Raw genomic sequence first — 16307 nt, forward strand, 5'->3', positions numbered from 1 at the left:
GGGAGCGGCGCACTTGGCCTGCGCCGCTCCCACCGTTTTCCTGCGGGTGTGTCAGATGGTGCTGCAGCCCAGCAGGCTCAGCGTGCTGTTGGCGCAGCCGGCCAGCAGGCTGAGGTTGCTGATCGGGTGGCCCGCGCCGCCGTCGCCGCCGCCGTTGAGGGCTTCGGGGGTCTCCATCGCCTGCAGGTCGAGAACCATTTCCATGGTCGTGCCCTTCTCTTCTACTTTCCCCGGTCCGGTCGGACCGAAGTTCTGGGGCCGCCGAGGAACGGCAGCACGGGCGTGCCGTCGAGGACGGCGGCGAGCGCGAGCAGGACGCCCGCTCCGCCGGTCGCGACGTCCATCGACAGCCGCAGCAGCTGGTTGCCGGGGAACGCGATGCCACCCCGGAAGGGGATCGCGTACCAGGCGAACCGGGACAGGTGCAGTGCGATCGCCCGCTCGGCGACCGGGTCGTCGCCGCGGTGCCTGCCCGCGGCCAGCGCGGTCATCAGCCCGGCCCGCCCGTACAGTAGGCTGGGGTGGATGACGAACTCGCCGCGGCAGGACTCGCGCAGGCCGGGCAGCTGCGCGACGCTCTCGGCGCCGGGCCGGTGGGCGGCGAGGTGCTCGGCGACCACCGCGACTCCCGCGCTGCCAACCGCGAGGTAGGGCAGAGTGCGCGCCTCACCGTCGCGGACCTGCAGCGAGCCGTCGTCGGTGGCCACGCACTCTTCGAGCTCGCGGAGCAGCGCGCGATCGGCCGCGTCGAGCCAGGCGCCGTCACCGGTCTCCTCGAACAGCCGCACGAACAGCAGCGCGGGCCCGGACCAGCCGCTGAGCAGGCCCGCCGTGGCGAACTTGCGGGGCGGCTGCGGCGTGGTCTCGGCCAGCCGCGCGCCGATCCGGATCGCCTGCTCGCGGAAGCCGCGGTCGTCCCGCGTCGCGGCGAAGTGCAGCAGGTTCAGCCCGACGCCGGAGAGCCCGGACTGCAACCCGTGCTCGGTGGTCTGCTCGACGAGCGCGGCGGAGCTCTCCAGCAGCCGGTCGGCCTCGGCCCGGTAGCCGAAGTTCTCCAGCACGTGGGCGATGCCGTGCGTCCCGTCGAGGAACCCGGGGCGGCCAGGCGGGTCGCGGCGCACCGAGTCGAGCAGCCACTGCTCGTGCTCGGGATACCGCCCCGCGCCGGTGACGTCGAGCGCGTGCAGCACGCCCGCGGCGCCGACGCCGAAGCACGCGCCGCCGACCTGGAACTGCTCGATGTCGCCGGGGAAGAGCCGGTCGGTGCGCTCGGGCGTGGCGGAGGCGAGGATCCCGGCGGCGACCGACTTGCGCACCAGTGCCCAGTCCGGCTCCGGGGCGTCCAGCTCCGTCCGAGCTGGTTCGAGGCCGGGCAGGGCCAGCTCGGCGGCGTGGTCCTCGGGCAGGCCGAACCGGTTCCGGACGAACCCGAGCAGGCTCGGCAGCTTGCCGGGAGCAAGTTCGAGCAACGCGTTGAGCGGCAGGAAGATCCACAGTTTCAGCGCGGCGAGAGCGTGGTCGTCGATCGCGACACCGGACAGTCCTGGCGGCGCCTTGAAACCGGGGGCGCCCAGCGCGGGGCGGCCGGGATCGTCGGCCTCGAAGGTGAGCTCGAAGTCGACCAGCGAGACCTGGTCGTCCTCGTCGACGAGGACGTTCATCGGGTGCAGGTCGCCGAAGACGAGACCGCGCTCGTGGATCGCGTCCAGCAGCGCCCCGAGCCGTCCGAGGATCGCCCGGACGCGCTCGGCGTACGCCGGCAGGTCCCGCTCGTCCGGGTCGCGGCGGGTGAGCGGGTAGTGGTGGGCGAGCCACGAGCCGAGGGACAGGCCGGGCGCGCGGTCCATCGCGAGGAAGTGGTGCTCCCACACCGTGAAGAGGCGGTGCACGGCCGGTACGCCGGGGATGCCGGCGAGGCGCCGCAGCACGTCGTGCTCGCGGTGCAGGCGGGCGACGGCGTCGACGTGGTCGCGGTCGAGCCCGGCGTGCGGACGCGCCTCCTTGAGGACGACCTCGCGGCCGTCGGCCTTGTCCTCGGCCAGGTACACGCCGCCGCCGTTGGAGAAGTGCAGCGAGGAGGTCACCCGGTACGGGAACTGGGCCGGGTCACCACCACGCCGGGCGGCGAGGTGCGGTTCGAGGCATTCGGGCAGGGGTACCCAGTCCGGGAGCTGGAAGGTGGGGGTGCGGCGGTCGGGCACGAGTGTCCCGTCGGGCTTGCTCACGGCGAGCACTCTGCGACCGTCTGCTTCCACCCAGCGCTCCGCGAAGCCGCCGTAGCGGACGTGGAGCGGGCCAGCGCCGTAGCGCAGATCACTCAGAATGTACGGCCCCGGCTCGCCGGAAAGGATCTCCGAGAGCTCCTGAAGCGTGCGTTTCAATTCCTTGTTGTCACGCGGATAAATAGTGGCCAACTTGCCACTACCCTCACGTGCGGCATACTTGGAGTTATTTGCGAGAACCATCTCGACGGTGCGCAGGTGCTTGCAGGAAATAGACCGTTCGATGCAGTAGTCCCACACCTTCCGGAGCACGCGAGCAGCGTTCGCCGGTGTGCCGGAGACATGAATTTTCCAACCCTGGGAAGGAAGATCTCCACTTTCACGACGGAGGTAGCGCCAGACGCCGCGCTCGGCGCTCACCCAGCCACGTGAAGGAACGGGCAGCAGTTTCGCAAATTCTTCACGGCTTTCTCCGGATCCGCGTTGTTCATCGAAAAAGAGCGGATCCGCGAAGCAGAAAGCCTCGTATCGAAGATCCATTTCCTGGACTCCTACCCACTTAATTGGCGGTGCCTAATCTTGCACCCCGCAACCCCGGTAATGCCAATACGCCGTTTCGGCGTTTGTGATGGTTGAAACGGCCGCGTTACCACCAGGTAACCAGACGCGCTGTGACGACTTCGCCACCCAAACGGACGAGTAACGCTTTGAGTGCCGGTTCTTTTGCCGTCTTGCTTCACCCCCGAGTAGGGAGTAGGACGCGCGGGTTAAGCTCTACAGGTGATCTCGGGCTTCGCGGTGGCGGTGGCGGTGACCTCGCTTTTCGTCGCCGCCTGGGCCTTTGTGGCCGCAGCGCGGAACCGGGAGCCGGGGCGTGCACTGCTGGCGGCACTGGGCGTGGTCGAGGTGTTGCTGGTGGTGCAGCTGGGAATCGGCGTGGTGCTGCTCGCCGGCGGCGGCCACCCGGGGAACTTGGCGACGTACCTGGCGTACCTGATCGGCGCACTGGTGATCATTCCCGGCGCGACGGTGTGGGCGCTGGCCGAGCGCAGCCGGTCGAGCACGGTCATCCTGGGGATCGCGTGCGTGGCGATCCCGGTGATGGTGCTGCGGCTGCACGAGATCTGGGGAGGCGCGAGTGCCTGAGGCTGCGAAGAAGACGGCGACGGGCCCTGGCCGCATCCTGGTGGCGGTGTACGCGATCTTCGCGCTGGCCGCGACGTCCCGGGCGGCGGTGCAGATCTCGACGAAGTTCGCGGAGGCCCCGCTGGCGTACGTGCTGTCGGCGGTCGCCGCGGTGATCTACATCGTGGCGACGGTGGCGCTGGCCCGCTCGGGCGCGACGTCGTTCCGGGTGGCGCTGGCGTCGTGCACGGTGGAGCTGCTGGGGGTGCTGACGGTCGGCACGTTGAGCGTCTTCGACCGCTCGGCCTTCCCGGACGCGACGGTCTGGTCGGGCTACGGGGAGGGGTACCTGTTCGTCCCGCTGGTCCTGCCGGTGATCGGCCTGCTGTGGCTCCGCCGGACGGCCCGCGTACCGCAGACCTGACCTGAGCGGCTAGGCTTCTCCGTGGTGACCCGCGCGGTGCCGGGTCTCCGGGGGCGTTAGCTCAATTGGTAGAGCTGCGGACTTTTAATCCGTAGGTTCTGGGTTCGAGCCCCAGGCGCCCCACTCCTTCCGCAGGTCAGCGACTCGTGAAGCACCTGAGGTGTGGTCGTCTCCCCGGTTTGTCCCCATCGATCGGGACGGGCACGGGCGAGCACCGGGGCACGAACAGCTCAGCGTGAGCGGGTCCTCGCAACAACATGTTCCTGGAGGCGTCCGCCATGTGTTGGCTGGAATCGTCACCGGCAGCACCGCATGCGAAGCGACGCCGGTGAAAGTTCGCGGCGGGACGTCTATCCCCTTCTCGTTCGGATACCTCAACCTCAGCTGGCCGATGGGCGTGCTTGTCACCAACCACCTCGGGGTAGGAATCCGCGTCGAGCCGGTGTGGATACAGACGCTACTCAGCCGGTCGGTTGTCGGTCCGGCGCGACTGTGGCCCGGATACTTGTGGCTCACCACCTGGCAGGACCTGGTCACCGTCGAGCACTCGCTGCGGTCGGTCTACCTGCACAGCGCGAGCAACTACCGCGGCGCTCGATTCGTCACTTTGGTCCCCGACTCGATAGATCCCTTCCTCGCCGAAGTGCGCCGCCGGGGAGTTGCGGTCAGCAAGACAGTCAGCACCACGAACCGACTCCGGGACACTTAGCCGAACAAGCCGTAAGTTCTGGGTTCGAGCCCCAGGCGGCCCACTCTTCCCGCAGGTCAGGCGGGTAAGGCCACTCCCAGCGAATGCCAGCGTTCCAAGATTCCTGGTGACGAGCAGGAGTCCGATCTCGAACCCCTGCGGAATCACCACGAGCGCCCGCACGTCGACGATCTCGCGGCCGACCAGGTCGGCGAGTGGCGGCGGTGCCACGTCCTCCACCGTGACACGGCCACCCAGCTCGGGCATGGCGTACGGCTCAGGTGGCGGCAGCGAGTCGAGGTGAAGCCCGGAACAGGCGTGGCAGCGCACCAGCCCCAGCCGGTCGAGGTGGAGCCACGCATGGAGCAGTGTCGGCGGCTCTCCGTCGGTGAGGTACCAGGTCGAACAGACCCGGTGACGGTCTGGCCGACCAGCATCGATGCGGCCATCTCACTCACTTCGACATCCTCGCGCAGGCGCGTCAGGAGTCGTCCGCCCGGTTGCGGATGCGGCGACGTAGTGCCCTCGCCCCCTCCTGTCCCAGGACCATGAGGACGCCGAAGAGTCCCCAGGCCCACGGCTCGTCCCAGTGGAACAGGTACGCGATGCCGACAACCCCGAAGTAGGGGACGGCCAACTCGACCACCCAGCTCGCGACGTGGACGAGCAGCCGCCGCTTCGATCGTTCCACCGCGCCCACCTCCGGTTTGCGATCTTGCCGAAACCAGCGGTCCCAACGAGACCGGCCCTCAGGTGATCGGCTTCGCGGCGGTGAGACTGGGGGCGCCGGGCGAGGAGAGCGCCAGTCGGCCGCCGGGAGTGCCGAGGATCCGGACCGGCGCGCCGGACTGGAGATGCGCGACCAGATCCAGGCCGGGGTGCGGCACTGCGATCGCGAGAACCTGGCCACCGGGTAACTGGACCCGGCCGGTGAGGGGCCTGCCCGGGGACCACGAGTGCACCTCGAACCGCGCGGCGGCGGTCAGTTCCGGCAGCGCGGCCAGCCTGGCTCGGCGGGAGACCCGGACGAGCGCCCGAGACACCGCGAAACCCCTCAGCAACCCAGCCACCGCCAGGATCTCACCGACAGCCATTGCCGCCAAGGAATCCTGCCGCCAGCCGGACACCGTGAGGACGGCGCCGAAGGCGAGCAGGCCGACCGGGATGAGGACCGGGAAGAGGAAGGCCGCAGAACCCGCGATCGCGCGAGGAGCCCGCGTCGCAGGTCGCCCCGCGACCGCGCGAGGAGCCTGCGTCGCAGGTCGCGGTGGCGGGTTGTCGGACAGCGTCACGCGCCAGGTGACGGTGAAGCCCGCGACCCGCAGTGCTGCTCTGCCCTTCTCGTCCGGGCCGCAGAGCCACACCCGCCCGTCTTCCCGGATCACCCGCAGCGCCCGGCGCCTGGTCGCCCTGGCGGAGAGCAGCAGCAGCTTCGGCTTGCCCTCCAGGGTGACGGCGATCTGCGCGGGTTCGTCCTGACGCCCTACCCGGAGCACTTCGCCGGCCGTCAGCTGCCACGGGAAACGTCCCAGCAGGTGAACCAGCCGACGGAACGACACTGCCCTCCGCACCAACACGAATGCGAACACGACGAAGAGCAGCCCGATGGGCACTGCGGGTGCGATTGCCCGAGCGGTCTTTCCCAGCTCGGCGACGACCACCGACAGTCCGAACACGACAGCGAGCGCTCCCGCCACGAACGTCCGTCGCCGCAGGATGCGCCTGGTCATGTCCACGCGAACCCGGATGTTCGGGTCATCAAGGGCGAAACCACCGCTGCGCGGCAGCACACCTGCGGGAACAGCAGTGGAATCCACAACACCTCCCTGAACTGCTTCATTAAACCCGGTTGACGCCAACCCTTGAAGGCACCCTCTCGTCGTCCGGCGAAAATCGTTTTCCCGCGCCCTCATGATCAGACGCATGGAGGACACCGAGACGGAGTTGCGCTGCGCCTTGTGCGAGCGCACGCCCGAGAAGGAAGACGAGAACTGGCTGGACGTCGACGTGCGCGTTGGCGAGGACGACTACTACCTCTGGTTCTGCTCGCAGGATCACGCCGCCGAGTGGTTCAGTCGGCCGTTGCCGCCGGTCGAGGGCGCCGAGTCCGCCGCCGTGGACTCGGGGGACGGCGTCCTGTTCGGGATCGTCTTCACCACCATGTTGCTCGCTGTCCTCGGGCTGATCGGGATCGGCATTTGCACCGTCGTCGGCTGGCTGTTCTGAAAAATGAGTTGATCCCTCCCGTCCACATTCCTTAGTTTGGTACAACCGCGGCTCGCCGGAGACCGGTGCGCAGGCGAGGGTTACTTCTGGCTCCCAGGTTCGATTCCTGCCCGTGCGGGTCCGCCCGCACGGAGACCTTCGCCGTCCTGATCTCGGTCTTCGGCGAGCCGCGGCCCAACTTCGAGGAGGCGAGAGATGGCCAGGTTCAACGTCCGGGGACTGCGCGAGGCGCTCTCCTCTCCGTTGCGCACCAACAATTCCTCCCGTAACCACGAAAACGGCCACGCGTACGGGTTCGACGCCAAGACAGCGCTGTTCGTGCTCGCCGTGTCGGGGTTCGCCGGGGAGGACGCCTTCTACGAGTCCGCCGAGACACGTGACCACCGGTTCGTCGAGCTGGTACGGGAAACGACCACCGACGATCCCGAGTGGACAGTGCGCTTCCTGCGCTGGCTGCGATCGGAGGCGAACCTGCGCACAGCCGCGCTCGTCGGCGCCGCCGAGTTCGTCCACACGCGACTCGAGAACGGCGCGCACGGGTTGTCCCGAAGCGTGATCTCGTCGGTGCTGCAACGCGCCGACGAGCCCGGCGAGCTGCTCGGCTACTGGTTCTCCACCCACGGCCGCGCCGTTCCGAAGCCCCTCAAGCGAGGTGTCGCGGACGCGGTCACGCGCCTGTACACCGAGCGCGCGTACCTCAAGTGGGACTCCGACTCCCGCGCGATCCGGTTCGCCGACGTCGTGGAACTGGTGCACCCCAAGCCGAAGGCACGCTGGCAGGCCGCCCTGTTCGAGCACATCCTCGACGCGCGCCACGACCGCGGGGACGACGTTCCCGCCTCGCTCGGCACGCTGCGCGCCCGGCGACGGCTCACGGCACTGCCCGCCGAGGAACGGCGCGTCGAACCGGTCGCGCTGGCCGAGGCGGGCATGACGTGGGAGTCCGTCGCCGGGTGGCTGCAGGGGCCGATGACGGCCGCGGTGTGGGAGGCGCTACTGCCGTCCATGGGTTACATGGCGAAGCTGCGGAACCTGCGCAACTTCGACGAGGCCGGGCTGAGCGACGAGGTCGCCGCGCGGGTGGCGGCCGAGCTGTCCGACCCCGAAGCGGTGCGGGCGAGCCGCCAGCTGCCGTTGCGGTTCCTCTCCGCCTACCGGGCCGTGGCGCACGACCGCTGGCAGGCGCCGCTCGACCAGGCGTTGCAGCACTCCCTGCGCGGGGTGCCGCGGCTGGCCGGGCGCACGCTGATCCTGGTCGACACCAGCAGCAGCATGACGGCCCCGTTCTCGCGGGACGGCATGCTGCAGCGGTGGGACGCGGCGACGTTGTTCGGGCTCGCGCTGGCCAAGGCCTGCGCGGGTGCGGACGTCGTCTCCTACTCCCACCTCAGCAAGGAATTCCGCCTGCGCCGCGGGGAGAACCTGCTGCGGGCGGCGGAGCGGTGGCGCTCGTCGGGGTACTTCCTCGGCGGGGGCACGCGCACCGCGACGATGGTGGAGCGCCACTTCCGCCGCCACGACCGGGTCGTCGTCCTGACCGACGAGCAGACCGCCGACGGCGTGGTGCGGGCGCCGGTCCCGCTGTACACGTGGAACCTCGCCGGCTACCGGTTCGGCCACGCGCCGAGCGGCACCGGCCGGAGCCACACCTTCGCCGGGCTGAACGACGCGTCCTTCGGGATGATCGCGCTGCTCGAAGCCGGCCGGAACGCCGACTGGCCGTTCTGACCGGCGCCGGTGCCGCCTCCGTGAAGTGGGGCGGCACCGGCTCCAGGGCCCTAAAATCGAGGTATGCGCGGACGTCGTCCGGTGACCGAGGTGCCCGATGTGGTGGGGTTGGGCGCCCAGGACGCCTGCGACATCGTCCGCCGGGCCGGTCTCGTGCCGCGCGGGCCCGAAGGCGAACCCGAACCGGCGTCCGGCATCGTGGTGGCGCAGGCGCCCATCCCCACCGCCGGCGCCGAGGAGGGCGACGAGGTCGTCCTGTGGACCCAGCTCGGCCCCGGCAAGGGATCCGACATCGCGCCCACGCCGCCCACCGAGTCGGCGCTGCTGCCCGCCTGATCAGTCCACTGTAGACATCAGGGCTGGTTCACCGAAGCCAGCCCCTGTGGCGCGGACGCGATCGCCCGCTGGATCGCGTCGGCCAGCGCGAGGGCGGCTTCTTCGGTCAGCTCCACCGGAACGCGCGCCGACGGGCCCTCAGCCGGGTTGATGAAGTCGATGTTCACCGTGTGTGCGAACGGCGCGTGCACGGGGTGGTCGACGTAGACCGTCGCGTGCGACAGCGAGAACCAGCCCTTCGCCGCCTTGCCGCTGCCGGTGACCTCGATCTTCTCGGTCTGGTAGGTGCACATGGAGAAACTCCCTTACGCGGAGAGGTGCTTGCCGAAGAACTCGAACACGCGCTGCCAGCCCGCCACCGCCGCCTGCGGGCGGTAGCTGGGCCGGTCCACCGCGAAGAACGCGTGCCCGGCGCCCTCGTAGGAGTGGAACTCGTGGTCCTTCCCGAGCCGCGTGAGCTCGGCGTCCAGCGTCGCGACCTCTTCCGGCCCCGGGAACTTGTCCTCGGCGCCGAACAGGCCCAGCAACGGGCACGACAGCTGCGAGGCCAGCCCGAGCAGGGGCTTCATGTTCGCCATCTCGGGCGGCGGCTCGTTGACGACGAACGCGCCATAGCAGTCGACGGCGGCGTCGATCTGCAGGCTGCACGCGGACAGGAAGGTCTGCCTGCCACCCGAGCAGTAGCCGATCACGCCGATCCTGCCGTTCGCGCCGTCGAGCTCCTTGAGGTACTTCGCGGCGCCGTCGACGTCACCGACCAGCCGGTCGTCCGGCACCCCGCCCGCGGCCCGCACGGTGGCCGCGGCGTCGTCGGGATCGGCTCCCGGCGCCTCGCGGGAGTACAGGTTCGGGCACAGCGCGTTGTAGCCGTGCGCGGCGAACTTGCGCACGATCTCCTTGGTGGCCGCGTCGTAGCCGGGCAGGTGGTGGATCACCACGACCCCGCCGTGCGGCTTCTCGTCCAGGGGCCTGGCCAGGTACGCCTCGATCTCGGCACCACCGGCACCGGTGATCGTGATCGTCTCGGCCCGCATCGCATCGGTCATGCCGCCAGCTTGGCACGATCATGAACCCGGCGGCGCCGGATCCGGGTCACTCGCCCTGAACAGCACCTTTTTCCGGTTCGGCGGTCTCGCCCAGTAGCCGGTCGAGGTCGAACTCGGCGGTCAGCTCGGCGAAGATCGGCGTGGTCTCCAGCTCGTCCTGGCTCACGCTCATCTGCTTACCTCCCTCTCCCGCGGCCACTGACGTGTCCGCGGTCCGTCCTCGTGGGGCAGCTGTCTCCCCCTCGCTGCGATTCCCACGAGAGTGTTAACGGCAGGTTATGTTACCTACTCACCGTGAGCAACTTGAGGAGCGTCGGAAAAATTTCACACTGATCGCCGCGATGACAAGCACCGGTGGCGGGATCATAATGTGGAGTGCGAAGGCGGTGCGGCATGGCACTTCACGACGAAGAGCAGCGGAGGCTCGCCGAGATCGAACGGCAGCTGGCCGAGGAGAACCCGCGCCTTGCCCAGCGGCTGTCCGAACTGCGGCCGATGCGGATTCCCGGCGTGGTCGTCGCGCTGCTCGGTGCCCTCTGCTCGATCGTCGCCGGCCTGTTCGTGATGACCGCGGGCGCGCAGTCGCACGCCGCGTTCCTGATCGTCTTCGGCGCGGTCCTGACCAGCGGCGTTCCCACCGCGATCATCTGGCGCACCTGGCTGCACCGGCTGCGCTGACCTCAGCGCCGCACGATGCGGTAGCCCGCGTCGGCGAGGATCTCCGGCAGCGCCAGCACCACGTTGCGGTCCTTCTGCCGCTCCGCCTCACCCAGGTCGCTCCACGGCCGCAGGTCGGGGTGCAGCTTGCGCTCGTTGTCGCGCCGCGACCCATATCGCCAGCCGTCCGCGCGGCGCTCGGCGACCCACCGCTCGTGCTCGGCGACCGCCAGCCGCTCGACCTCCTCGGGCTCGAACGTGAACGCGGCGGCCTCCAGACTCGGCACGAGCCGGCAGCCGACGAGCTCCAGCTTCCGCTCGATGTCACCCGCTGAGGCGCGGTTGGCGTCACGCAGCGTGTCCGGCAGGTCGTCCCAGTCGACGAGCGACGGGTTGCTCCGCACGTCCTGTCCCAGTGCCCGCTGGGCCCGCACGTAGCGCCGGTGGACGGCACGCGCGAGGGAGTCGGTGATGCGCTCGGATAGGTACACGCTCGCCATGTCCAGCACTCCCACGAATCGCAGCCGGTCCTCCTGACCGTGCTGCACCATCATCTCACCGACCCCGGCGAGCTCCGCCATCCGCACGATCACGGTGCCCCGGGTCGCGTCGACGGTCGCCGCCGCGTTGAGGCCGTCCCTGAGCGCTCGCTCCTCGTCATCGTGGCAGACGAAGACCAAATGCACACCTGGTTCCGGCTGGTAGACGGGTACCACGCTGACGTGGCACGCAACTGCGAAGAACGGGTGACGTGCGGCGAGTTCCGCCACGACGGCTTCCCCGTCCGGGTCGACCACCGTCACCTCGACGGGTTCCGTGCGGCGGCGGGCCAGCTCCAGCAGCAACGCGCGGCCGAACGCGCTGAGCCCGATCACCACAAGCCGCTCGCCGTCCGGCTGCTCCGCCGCGATCACCTGCTTGGCCGCCACTCCGTCGAGGGAGAAGAAGTCGACCTCCAGGCCCTCCCGCCACCCGCGGTCACGCAACGCATCGCCGAGTTCCGGGTCGGACACGTGGGCGTGGATCTCCAGCGGGGCGTGCACCTTGCGCTCGACCTGGCTGGCGGCGAGGACGGTGGCGATGTTCGCGGCCGTCTCGTCCGCGCAGGCGTAGAGGCGCGCGGCGCGGGGCAGCCCGGCGGCGATCAGCGGGGCGGGACTGCGGGCGCTCTCGACGCGGACGACCCTGTGCTCGGCGTCCAGGTGGGAAGCGAGTGTGCGGGCAGCGAGCGAGTCGCCGCACACGATGATGTGCCGTGCTCGGCGCCGGGCGCGCAGGCGCGCGATCTCCGAGGCGAACAGCAGGCGCGCGGCCTCGACGACGGCGTACGCCGTGACGGCGGGCGTGAGGAAGCGGCTGACCTCCAGCGGCCACGGATAGGGCCCGCCGTTCGACACCGGCGCGGAGTTGATGACGAACAGCTGGAGGTCGTAGTAGAGCAGGTCGAGCGGGCGGTGGGCGTACTGCGCGCTGGTGGCCAGGTACTCGGCCAGCCCGACGTACCCGAGCACCAGGGACACCACGACGAGCACGGCGAACAGCACGCGGATGAGCACCGCGGGCCTCGAGGTCAGTGCGGTAACGGTGGCCTCCCGTCCGACCGGGCAGGGATCCAGTGTGGAGCAGGTTCGCCTGCTCGTCGACCCTCAGAGATCGCCCGGCGGGCGGGGCGCCAACTCGAGCCACGCCAGGGCCATCCTGACCCACCCCGCGCGCCGGTGATCGTGGAGGTCCTCGAAGATTTCGAGCGATTCGGTGAGCGCGGCTGCGGCGTTCCGATGGTCACCCAGCGCCGCGAAAGCCTGCCCCTGGCGGTAGCGGGTCTCCGCTACCCCCCATCGTTCCCCCGACCTGCGCCGGAACGGCAGAGCCGAATCGAACTCGTCCACGGCGCCGCGGTAGTCCCTGTTCCGGTAACGCAGGTGACCGAGCTGGTGCCGAACCAGGCCCCGCAACGGGATGTTCTCCAGCTCGTCGCCGATGTACGACGCCTCCTGGCCGGCCCGCAGTGCGGCGTCGTGCCGACCCGCCTTGTCGAGAGTGATCGCCCTCGTCGCCTGCACGATGGCCACGCCGAAAGGCAGGCCGGTAGCGCGGAAATGGTCGAGCGCCCTGCGGAACGCCCTCTCCGAGTCCGCGAACCTGCCCTCCTCCGCAAGGCTCTGACCGTACCCGAAATCCGTCCACGCCAGACCGCGATAGTCCTTGTTCTTCACCTGGAGCAGCCGGGCTTCCTCCAGGTCGTGGGCAGCCTGCTCGTCCTGCTGCACTTCGTGCTCGACCCAGGCGAACATGTGCAGGCACCGGCCTTCACCCAACTCGTCCCGGGCGCTACGGGCGATCCCGAGGCCGAGTTGTGCGAGTTCGAGGCATTCTGCCTGTGGCTTGCGCAGGTACAGGAACGGTGTGAAGAACAGGGCTAGCCGCCAGGACCCGGGTTCGTCGCGCCCGAAGTCGCGCAGGAGTGCGACGGCGGTCGGTAGTTCCTGCTCGAACCAGTTCAGGACCCGGTCGGGACGGTCGGCGCTGAACGTCAGCGGGTGGATGCCCTCCTTGTCCGCCTCGACTTCCCCCGCCCAGTCGGCCGCGAGCGCGTTCCCACCTGCCTCGGCCGAAGCCTCGTACCAGCGGAGCAACCTGTTCCGGGCTCCTTCCCGATCCTGGCCGAGGGTCGCCGCGTAGGAGCGCAGCAAGTGGTGCAGGTCCACGCGGCCAAAGCGATCGGTCCTGATCAACTGCAGCTCCCGGAGCGCGTCGATGGCGCCCTGCACGGCGTCGGGGTGCAGATCCGCGAGAGCTGCCACCGCCCCGGGCGGCAGCGGCGGCAGGCGCCAGGCACCCAGGGAACGGAACACCTGCCTGGCGTTCGCGTCGAGCCTCCCGTAACACAGGTCGATCACCGGGCCGAGCGCCTCGTCGACACCGTTCGGGCTGCCTTTCCCCCGCCCGGCCAGCGCACCGGTCAGATCGTGGAGGAGCAGGCCGGCGTCGGCCTTGAGCAGACTGCCGACGAGCAACAACGCCAGTGGCCGCCCCGCACACTGCCGCACGAGGGCTTCGGTTTCCTCGGCCCTCTCGCAAACACGACTCCCGCCTGCCACCTCGGCGAGCAGGCGCTTCGCGTCGGCGAACACCAGCGGTTCGAGCTCGATCACGTCCGAGCACAGGTCGGCCAGGCCGGGCAGGGGGACGCGACTGGTCACCACCAGGACACTGCCCGCGCCAGGCAGCAGCTTCAGGACGTGCTCGACCGTCTTCGCGTTCTCCACGATCAGCACCCAGTGCCTGCCACGGCTCTCGTTCCTGAAGAGCTTCTCGAGTCCGGCAGGCCCGGCTGCCTCGATCAGGGCGGGCGGAACTCCGGCTTTCCGGAGGATTTCGGTCAAGAGGCCCTCGATCGGCTCCTTGCTCGAGGTCGCGTTCAGATCCAGGTACAGGAACCGGCCCGTGAAAGGGCGTTCCGCCACCGCCGCCCAATGCGCGATCAGCGTGGTCTTCCCCATCCCCGAACCGCCGACCACCGCACACAGGCGCGTCTCGAATGACGGTTCGAGGAGCCGGTCGAGCTGAGCGACGAACCTCTCCAGTCCGACCACAGGTCCTCTGTGCACCGGAACGTCCAGCGGCCACGGAACGTGGATCTCCGGAAGCGACGCCCGCTCCCCGAGATCCACATGCCGCAGGCGCTGCCAGAGAGTCACCAACCAGTTCGACACCGATTTCTCCCTTGCGTACCGGGCCGCGAGTCACGCGCTACCCCCAGCCGACTACCCCAGTCGAGTTGCCCCACAGAGTGAAACTCGTAATTCACTGAGCAAGATACACCCTAAAGAGCGGTGGGGTGCGCCTGGCCGCGGCCATTGGAGTGGCTCAGCTCGCCCGTTCCTTCTGGAACACCACGATGCGGAAGGGCAGGGTGGGCGCGCCGACGACCTTCACGCGTGTCTTGAAGCCGTGGGCTTCCGCGACCTTGCGCAGCTGGGAAACCGGCGCCGCGCTGGTCATGTCGGTGTTGCCGGCCATGTAGGCGTCCACTTCGGACTCGCCGAGGCCGTAGCGGATCATCCACTCGCGCCACTTCTCCATCGCCGACGCGCCCTTGCGGTCGCCGTTCACGCCGAACACGTCGGCGAACACCAGGGTGCCGTCCTCGGTGGTGTGCTCGGCGCTGTTGGCGAAGAACTCGTCCAGCACCTCGTCGCTCGGGTCGGGGCCGATCAGGAAGTGCATGACCAGCGAGCCGAACACGACGTCGTACCGCCCGTCGACGTCCTCCCACGCCGTGCCGCGCACGAGCCGCATGTCGAGGCCCGTCTGCTGCTCGGGGTGCAGCAGCTCCCGCGCGTACCGGGTCATCTGCTCCGCCCTGTCGACGCCGCGGTACAGGCGCACCGGGCCGTGGTGTTCGAGGTCGTAGAACGGCCTGTTGATGTTGCGGATCCACGGCACGATCTGCCGCGTCAACCGGCCCGTCCCGTACCCGATCTCCAGCACGTCGACCGAACGCATCTTGTCGGCGTAGATCCGCAGGATCTCGCGGAAGACCGTGGCCGCGCAGTCGTTGATCAGCTGGGCGTAGCGCGGGATCCAGCAGCGGATGTGCCGGTCGTAGGAGTCGAAGTAGTCCGGCGAGCGGAACTCCGTCTCGCTCGTCCAGTCCTCGTCCCAGCGGCCGACCCCGTTGCGCGCCACCCACGCGCGCCGCAGGTCCACCGCCTTCATCGTCGGTTCGAAGCGGACCGCGCGGGCCTTGATGGAGTCGTAGAACTGGCTCGCACCGGCGTAGCGCAGCGAGTTGCGTTCGATGACGAGCTGGCGCCCGTCGACGCGCCCGGGGTTCGGGCGGTAGCCGCCGATCAGGTCCGGGTCGAGCAGCAGCAGGTGGTGCCCGACCGCCGTGGGACCCATCGGATGCACCTCGCCGACGCGCAGCTCCTCCTTCGCGGCGATGTAGATGTCGTACGGCCCTTCGCGGTGGCGGGCCTGGTGCCGCTTCCACAGCTCGATCTGCCGGGCGAGGCGGTCCTCGTTCTCGAAGAACCACGACCAGTCGATGAGGAAGATGCGCTCGCTGACGTTCGCGGTCATCTCCTCCGGGTGGTCCGGCGTCCAGAACTGCTCGGTCTCGTCGGTGAGGTCGGCGATCGCGCGGATGTCACCGCCGTTCCATTCGCGCAGGCTGGAGAAGCTCGGCAGGTAGTAGTCGGCGTCCACGACCAGCTGCGAGGCGCCACCCGAGTCGAGCTCGTGCGCCAGCGCGCCCGCCCAACCACCGAGCAGGTGCAGGCTCGCGTGCTCCTCCGGATAGCCGTCGATGAACTTGTTGATCTGCTCGGTCAGCCTGTTGCGACCCTGGCGCGCCGAACGCTGACCGGGCGAGAGCGTGGTCTGGCAGAGCTTGCGGAGCCAGTCGGCGAAGCGGGTCTCGAAGGTGCGGAACCCGGTCTCGTCGCCGACGTCCGACGGGTACGACAGGTAGTCGGGCTCGCCGAAGTTCTCCGGCAGGCGCTCGGAGTCGACCTGCTTGACCACCACGAGCGGCAGGTGCAGCGCGTGCGCGAACCCGACCTCGTAGGCCAGGTTCGGGCGCTGCTTGCTGCCTTCGAGGATCACGAGGTCGGACTTGAGCAGCTCGTCGCTGACCTTCGCGCCGATGTCCTTGTTGACGCTCTGGTTCTCGTTCCAGTCGTAGTAGTCGAAACCGTGCTCGCCGAGCTTGTTCTTCATCACCGACAGCGCCTTCTTGACGGCGTCCGGGGAACCGGCCTGGGTGGACCAGGCGAGGAAGGCGGCGAGGCGGGTCAAGGAAGCCTCCGTGGGGTGACGGGCCGGATCAGCAGTGTAACCAGCGAAAC

The 16307-nt window shown here is 69.3% G+C and carries 17 protein-coding genes and 1 tRNA gene; 8 read left to right on the forward strand and 10 right to left on the reverse strand.

Annotated elements, in window-relative coordinates:
• Positions 1-51 precede the first annotated feature (51 nt).
• Together FHX82_RS11575 and lanKC are read right to left on the reverse strand one after the other, a co-directional pair.
• Positions 52-204: a SapB/AmfS family lanthipeptide gene (locus tag FHX82_RS11575; RefSeq protein WP_145935945.1), complete on the reverse strand. Its 153-nt coding sequence runs from the start codon at positions 202-204 to the stop codon at positions 52-54.
• A gap of 17 nt (positions 205-221) precedes the next feature.
• Positions 222-2762 carry a class III lanthionine synthetase LanKC gene (gene lanKC / locus FHX82_RS11580; RefSeq protein WP_145935944.1) on the reverse strand — a complete coding sequence of 847 codons (2541 nt, stop codon included), beginning with the start codon at positions 2760-2762 and terminating at the stop codon, positions 222-224.
• Positions 2763-3002: 240 nt separating this feature from the next.
• Between lanKC and FHX82_RS11585 the strand changes: the two genes are divergently transcribed.
• The 4 genes from FHX82_RS11585 (at position 3003) to FHX82_RS11600 (ending at position 4480) form a co-directional block, all read left to right on the forward strand.
• Entirely contained in the window at positions 3003-3368 is a 366-nt protein-coding gene (locus tag FHX82_RS11585) for a hypothetical protein (protein ID WP_145935943.1), read from the forward strand.
• The gene (locus FHX82_RS11590; RefSeq protein WP_145935942.1) at positions 3361-3771 is read left to right on the forward strand and encodes a hypothetical protein; all 411 of its coding nucleotides are present in this window, start codon (positions 3361-3363) and stop codon (positions 3769-3771) included. The genes FHX82_RS11585 and FHX82_RS11590 overlap by 8 nt, the downstream gene beginning before the upstream one ends.
• Before the next feature lie 50 nt (positions 3772-3821).
• Positions 3822-3894: transfer RNA gene (locus FHX82_RS11595), tRNA-Lys, on the forward strand.
• Between the two features lie 160 nt (positions 3895-4054).
• On the forward strand, positions 4055-4480 hold the full coding sequence (locus tag FHX82_RS11600; protein WP_145935941.1) for a hypothetical protein: 426 nt from the start codon (positions 4055-4057) through the stop codon (positions 4478-4480).
• 460 nt (positions 4481-4940) lie between these two features.
• Here the strand turns inward: FHX82_RS11600 and FHX82_RS11605 are convergent, their stop codons facing one another.
• Together FHX82_RS11605 and FHX82_RS11610 are read right to left on the reverse strand one after the other, a co-directional pair.
• On the reverse strand, positions 4941-5150 hold the full coding sequence (locus tag FHX82_RS11605; protein ID WP_145935940.1) for a hypothetical protein: 210 nt from the start codon (positions 5148-5150) through the stop codon (positions 4941-4943).
• A gap of 58 nt (positions 5151-5208) precedes the next feature.
• Positions 5209-6384: a hypothetical protein gene (locus FHX82_RS11610; RefSeq protein ID WP_145935939.1), complete on the reverse strand. Its 1176-nt coding sequence runs from the start codon at positions 6382-6384 to the stop codon at positions 5209-5211.
• On the opposite strand from FHX82_RS11610, the gene FHX82_RS11615 reads away from it, so the two are divergent.
• From FHX82_RS11615 to FHX82_RS11625, 3 genes are all read left to right on the forward strand, one after another.
• Positions 6383-6685 carry a hypothetical protein gene (locus FHX82_RS11615; protein WP_145935938.1) on the forward strand — a complete coding sequence of 101 codons (303 nt, stop codon included), beginning with the start codon at positions 6383-6385 and terminating at the stop codon, positions 6683-6685. The genes FHX82_RS11610 and FHX82_RS11615 overlap by 2 nt on opposite strands.
• Before the next feature lie 195 nt (positions 6686-6880).
• Positions 6881-8413, forward strand: coding sequence for a TROVE domain-containing protein (locus FHX82_RS11620; protein WP_145935937.1), 1533 nt, complete (start codon positions 6881-6883; stop codon positions 8411-8413).
• Positions 8414-8476: 63 nt separating this feature from the next.
• Positions 8477-8749, forward strand: coding sequence for a PASTA domain-containing protein (locus FHX82_RS11625; RefSeq protein WP_145935936.1), 273 nt, complete (start codon positions 8477-8479; stop codon positions 8747-8749).
• 17 nt (positions 8750-8766) lie between these two features.
• Here the strand turns inward: FHX82_RS11625 and FHX82_RS11630 are convergent, their stop codons facing one another.
• The 3 genes from FHX82_RS11630 to FHX82_RS36910 are packed head-to-tail and all read right to left on the reverse strand — an operon-like array spanning position 8767 to position 9967.
• Positions 8767-9042 (reverse strand): DUF6295 family protein, encoded by a 276-nt coding sequence (locus tag FHX82_RS11630; RefSeq protein ID WP_145935935.1) that lies wholly within the window; start codon positions 9040-9042, stop codon positions 8767-8769.
• Positions 9043-9054: 12 nt separating this feature from the next.
• On the reverse strand, positions 9055-9795 hold the full coding sequence (locus FHX82_RS11635) for a dienelactone hydrolase family protein (protein ID WP_145935934.1): 741 nt from the start codon (positions 9793-9795) through the stop codon (positions 9055-9057).
• Between the two features lie 46 nt (positions 9796-9841).
• Positions 9842-9967, reverse strand: coding sequence for a hypothetical protein (locus tag FHX82_RS36910; RefSeq protein WP_260171895.1), 126 nt, complete (start codon positions 9965-9967; stop codon positions 9842-9844).
• 221 nt (positions 9968-10188) lie between these two features.
• Here FHX82_RS36910 and FHX82_RS11640 point away from each other — a divergent pair, with 221 nt between their 5' ends.
• The gene (locus FHX82_RS11640) at positions 10189-10473 is read left to right on the forward strand and encodes a DUF3040 domain-containing protein (RefSeq protein WP_145935933.1); all 285 of its coding nucleotides are present in this window, start codon (positions 10189-10191) and stop codon (positions 10471-10473) included.
• Between the two features lie 2 nt (positions 10474-10475).
• Here FHX82_RS11640 and FHX82_RS37670 read toward each other — a convergent pair whose 3' ends face one another.
• The 3 genes from FHX82_RS37670 to FHX82_RS11655 all read right to left on the reverse strand — a co-directional run bounded on the left by FHX82_RS37670 (position 10476) and on the right by FHX82_RS11655 (position 16257).
• Positions 10476-12008, reverse strand: coding sequence for a RyR domain-containing protein (locus FHX82_RS37670; protein WP_145935932.1), 1533 nt, complete (start codon positions 12006-12008; stop codon positions 10476-10478).
• A gap of 90 nt (positions 12009-12098) precedes the next feature.
• Positions 12099-13955, reverse strand: coding sequence for a tetratricopeptide repeat protein (locus FHX82_RS11650; RefSeq protein ID WP_183176559.1), 1857 nt, complete (start codon positions 13953-13955; stop codon positions 12099-12101).
• 367 nt (positions 13956-14322) lie between these two features.
• Positions 14323-16257: a hypothetical protein gene (locus FHX82_RS11655; protein WP_145935930.1), complete on the reverse strand. Its 1935-nt coding sequence runs from the start codon at positions 16255-16257 to the stop codon at positions 14323-14325.
• Positions 16258-16307: the final 50 nt, after the last annotated feature.

Source organism: Amycolatopsis bartoniae (assembly GCF_014191255.1).
In the GTDB taxonomy this organism is placed as follows: domain Bacteria; phylum Actinomycetota; class Actinomycetes; order Mycobacteriales; family Pseudonocardiaceae; genus Amycolatopsis_E; species Amycolatopsis_E bartoniae.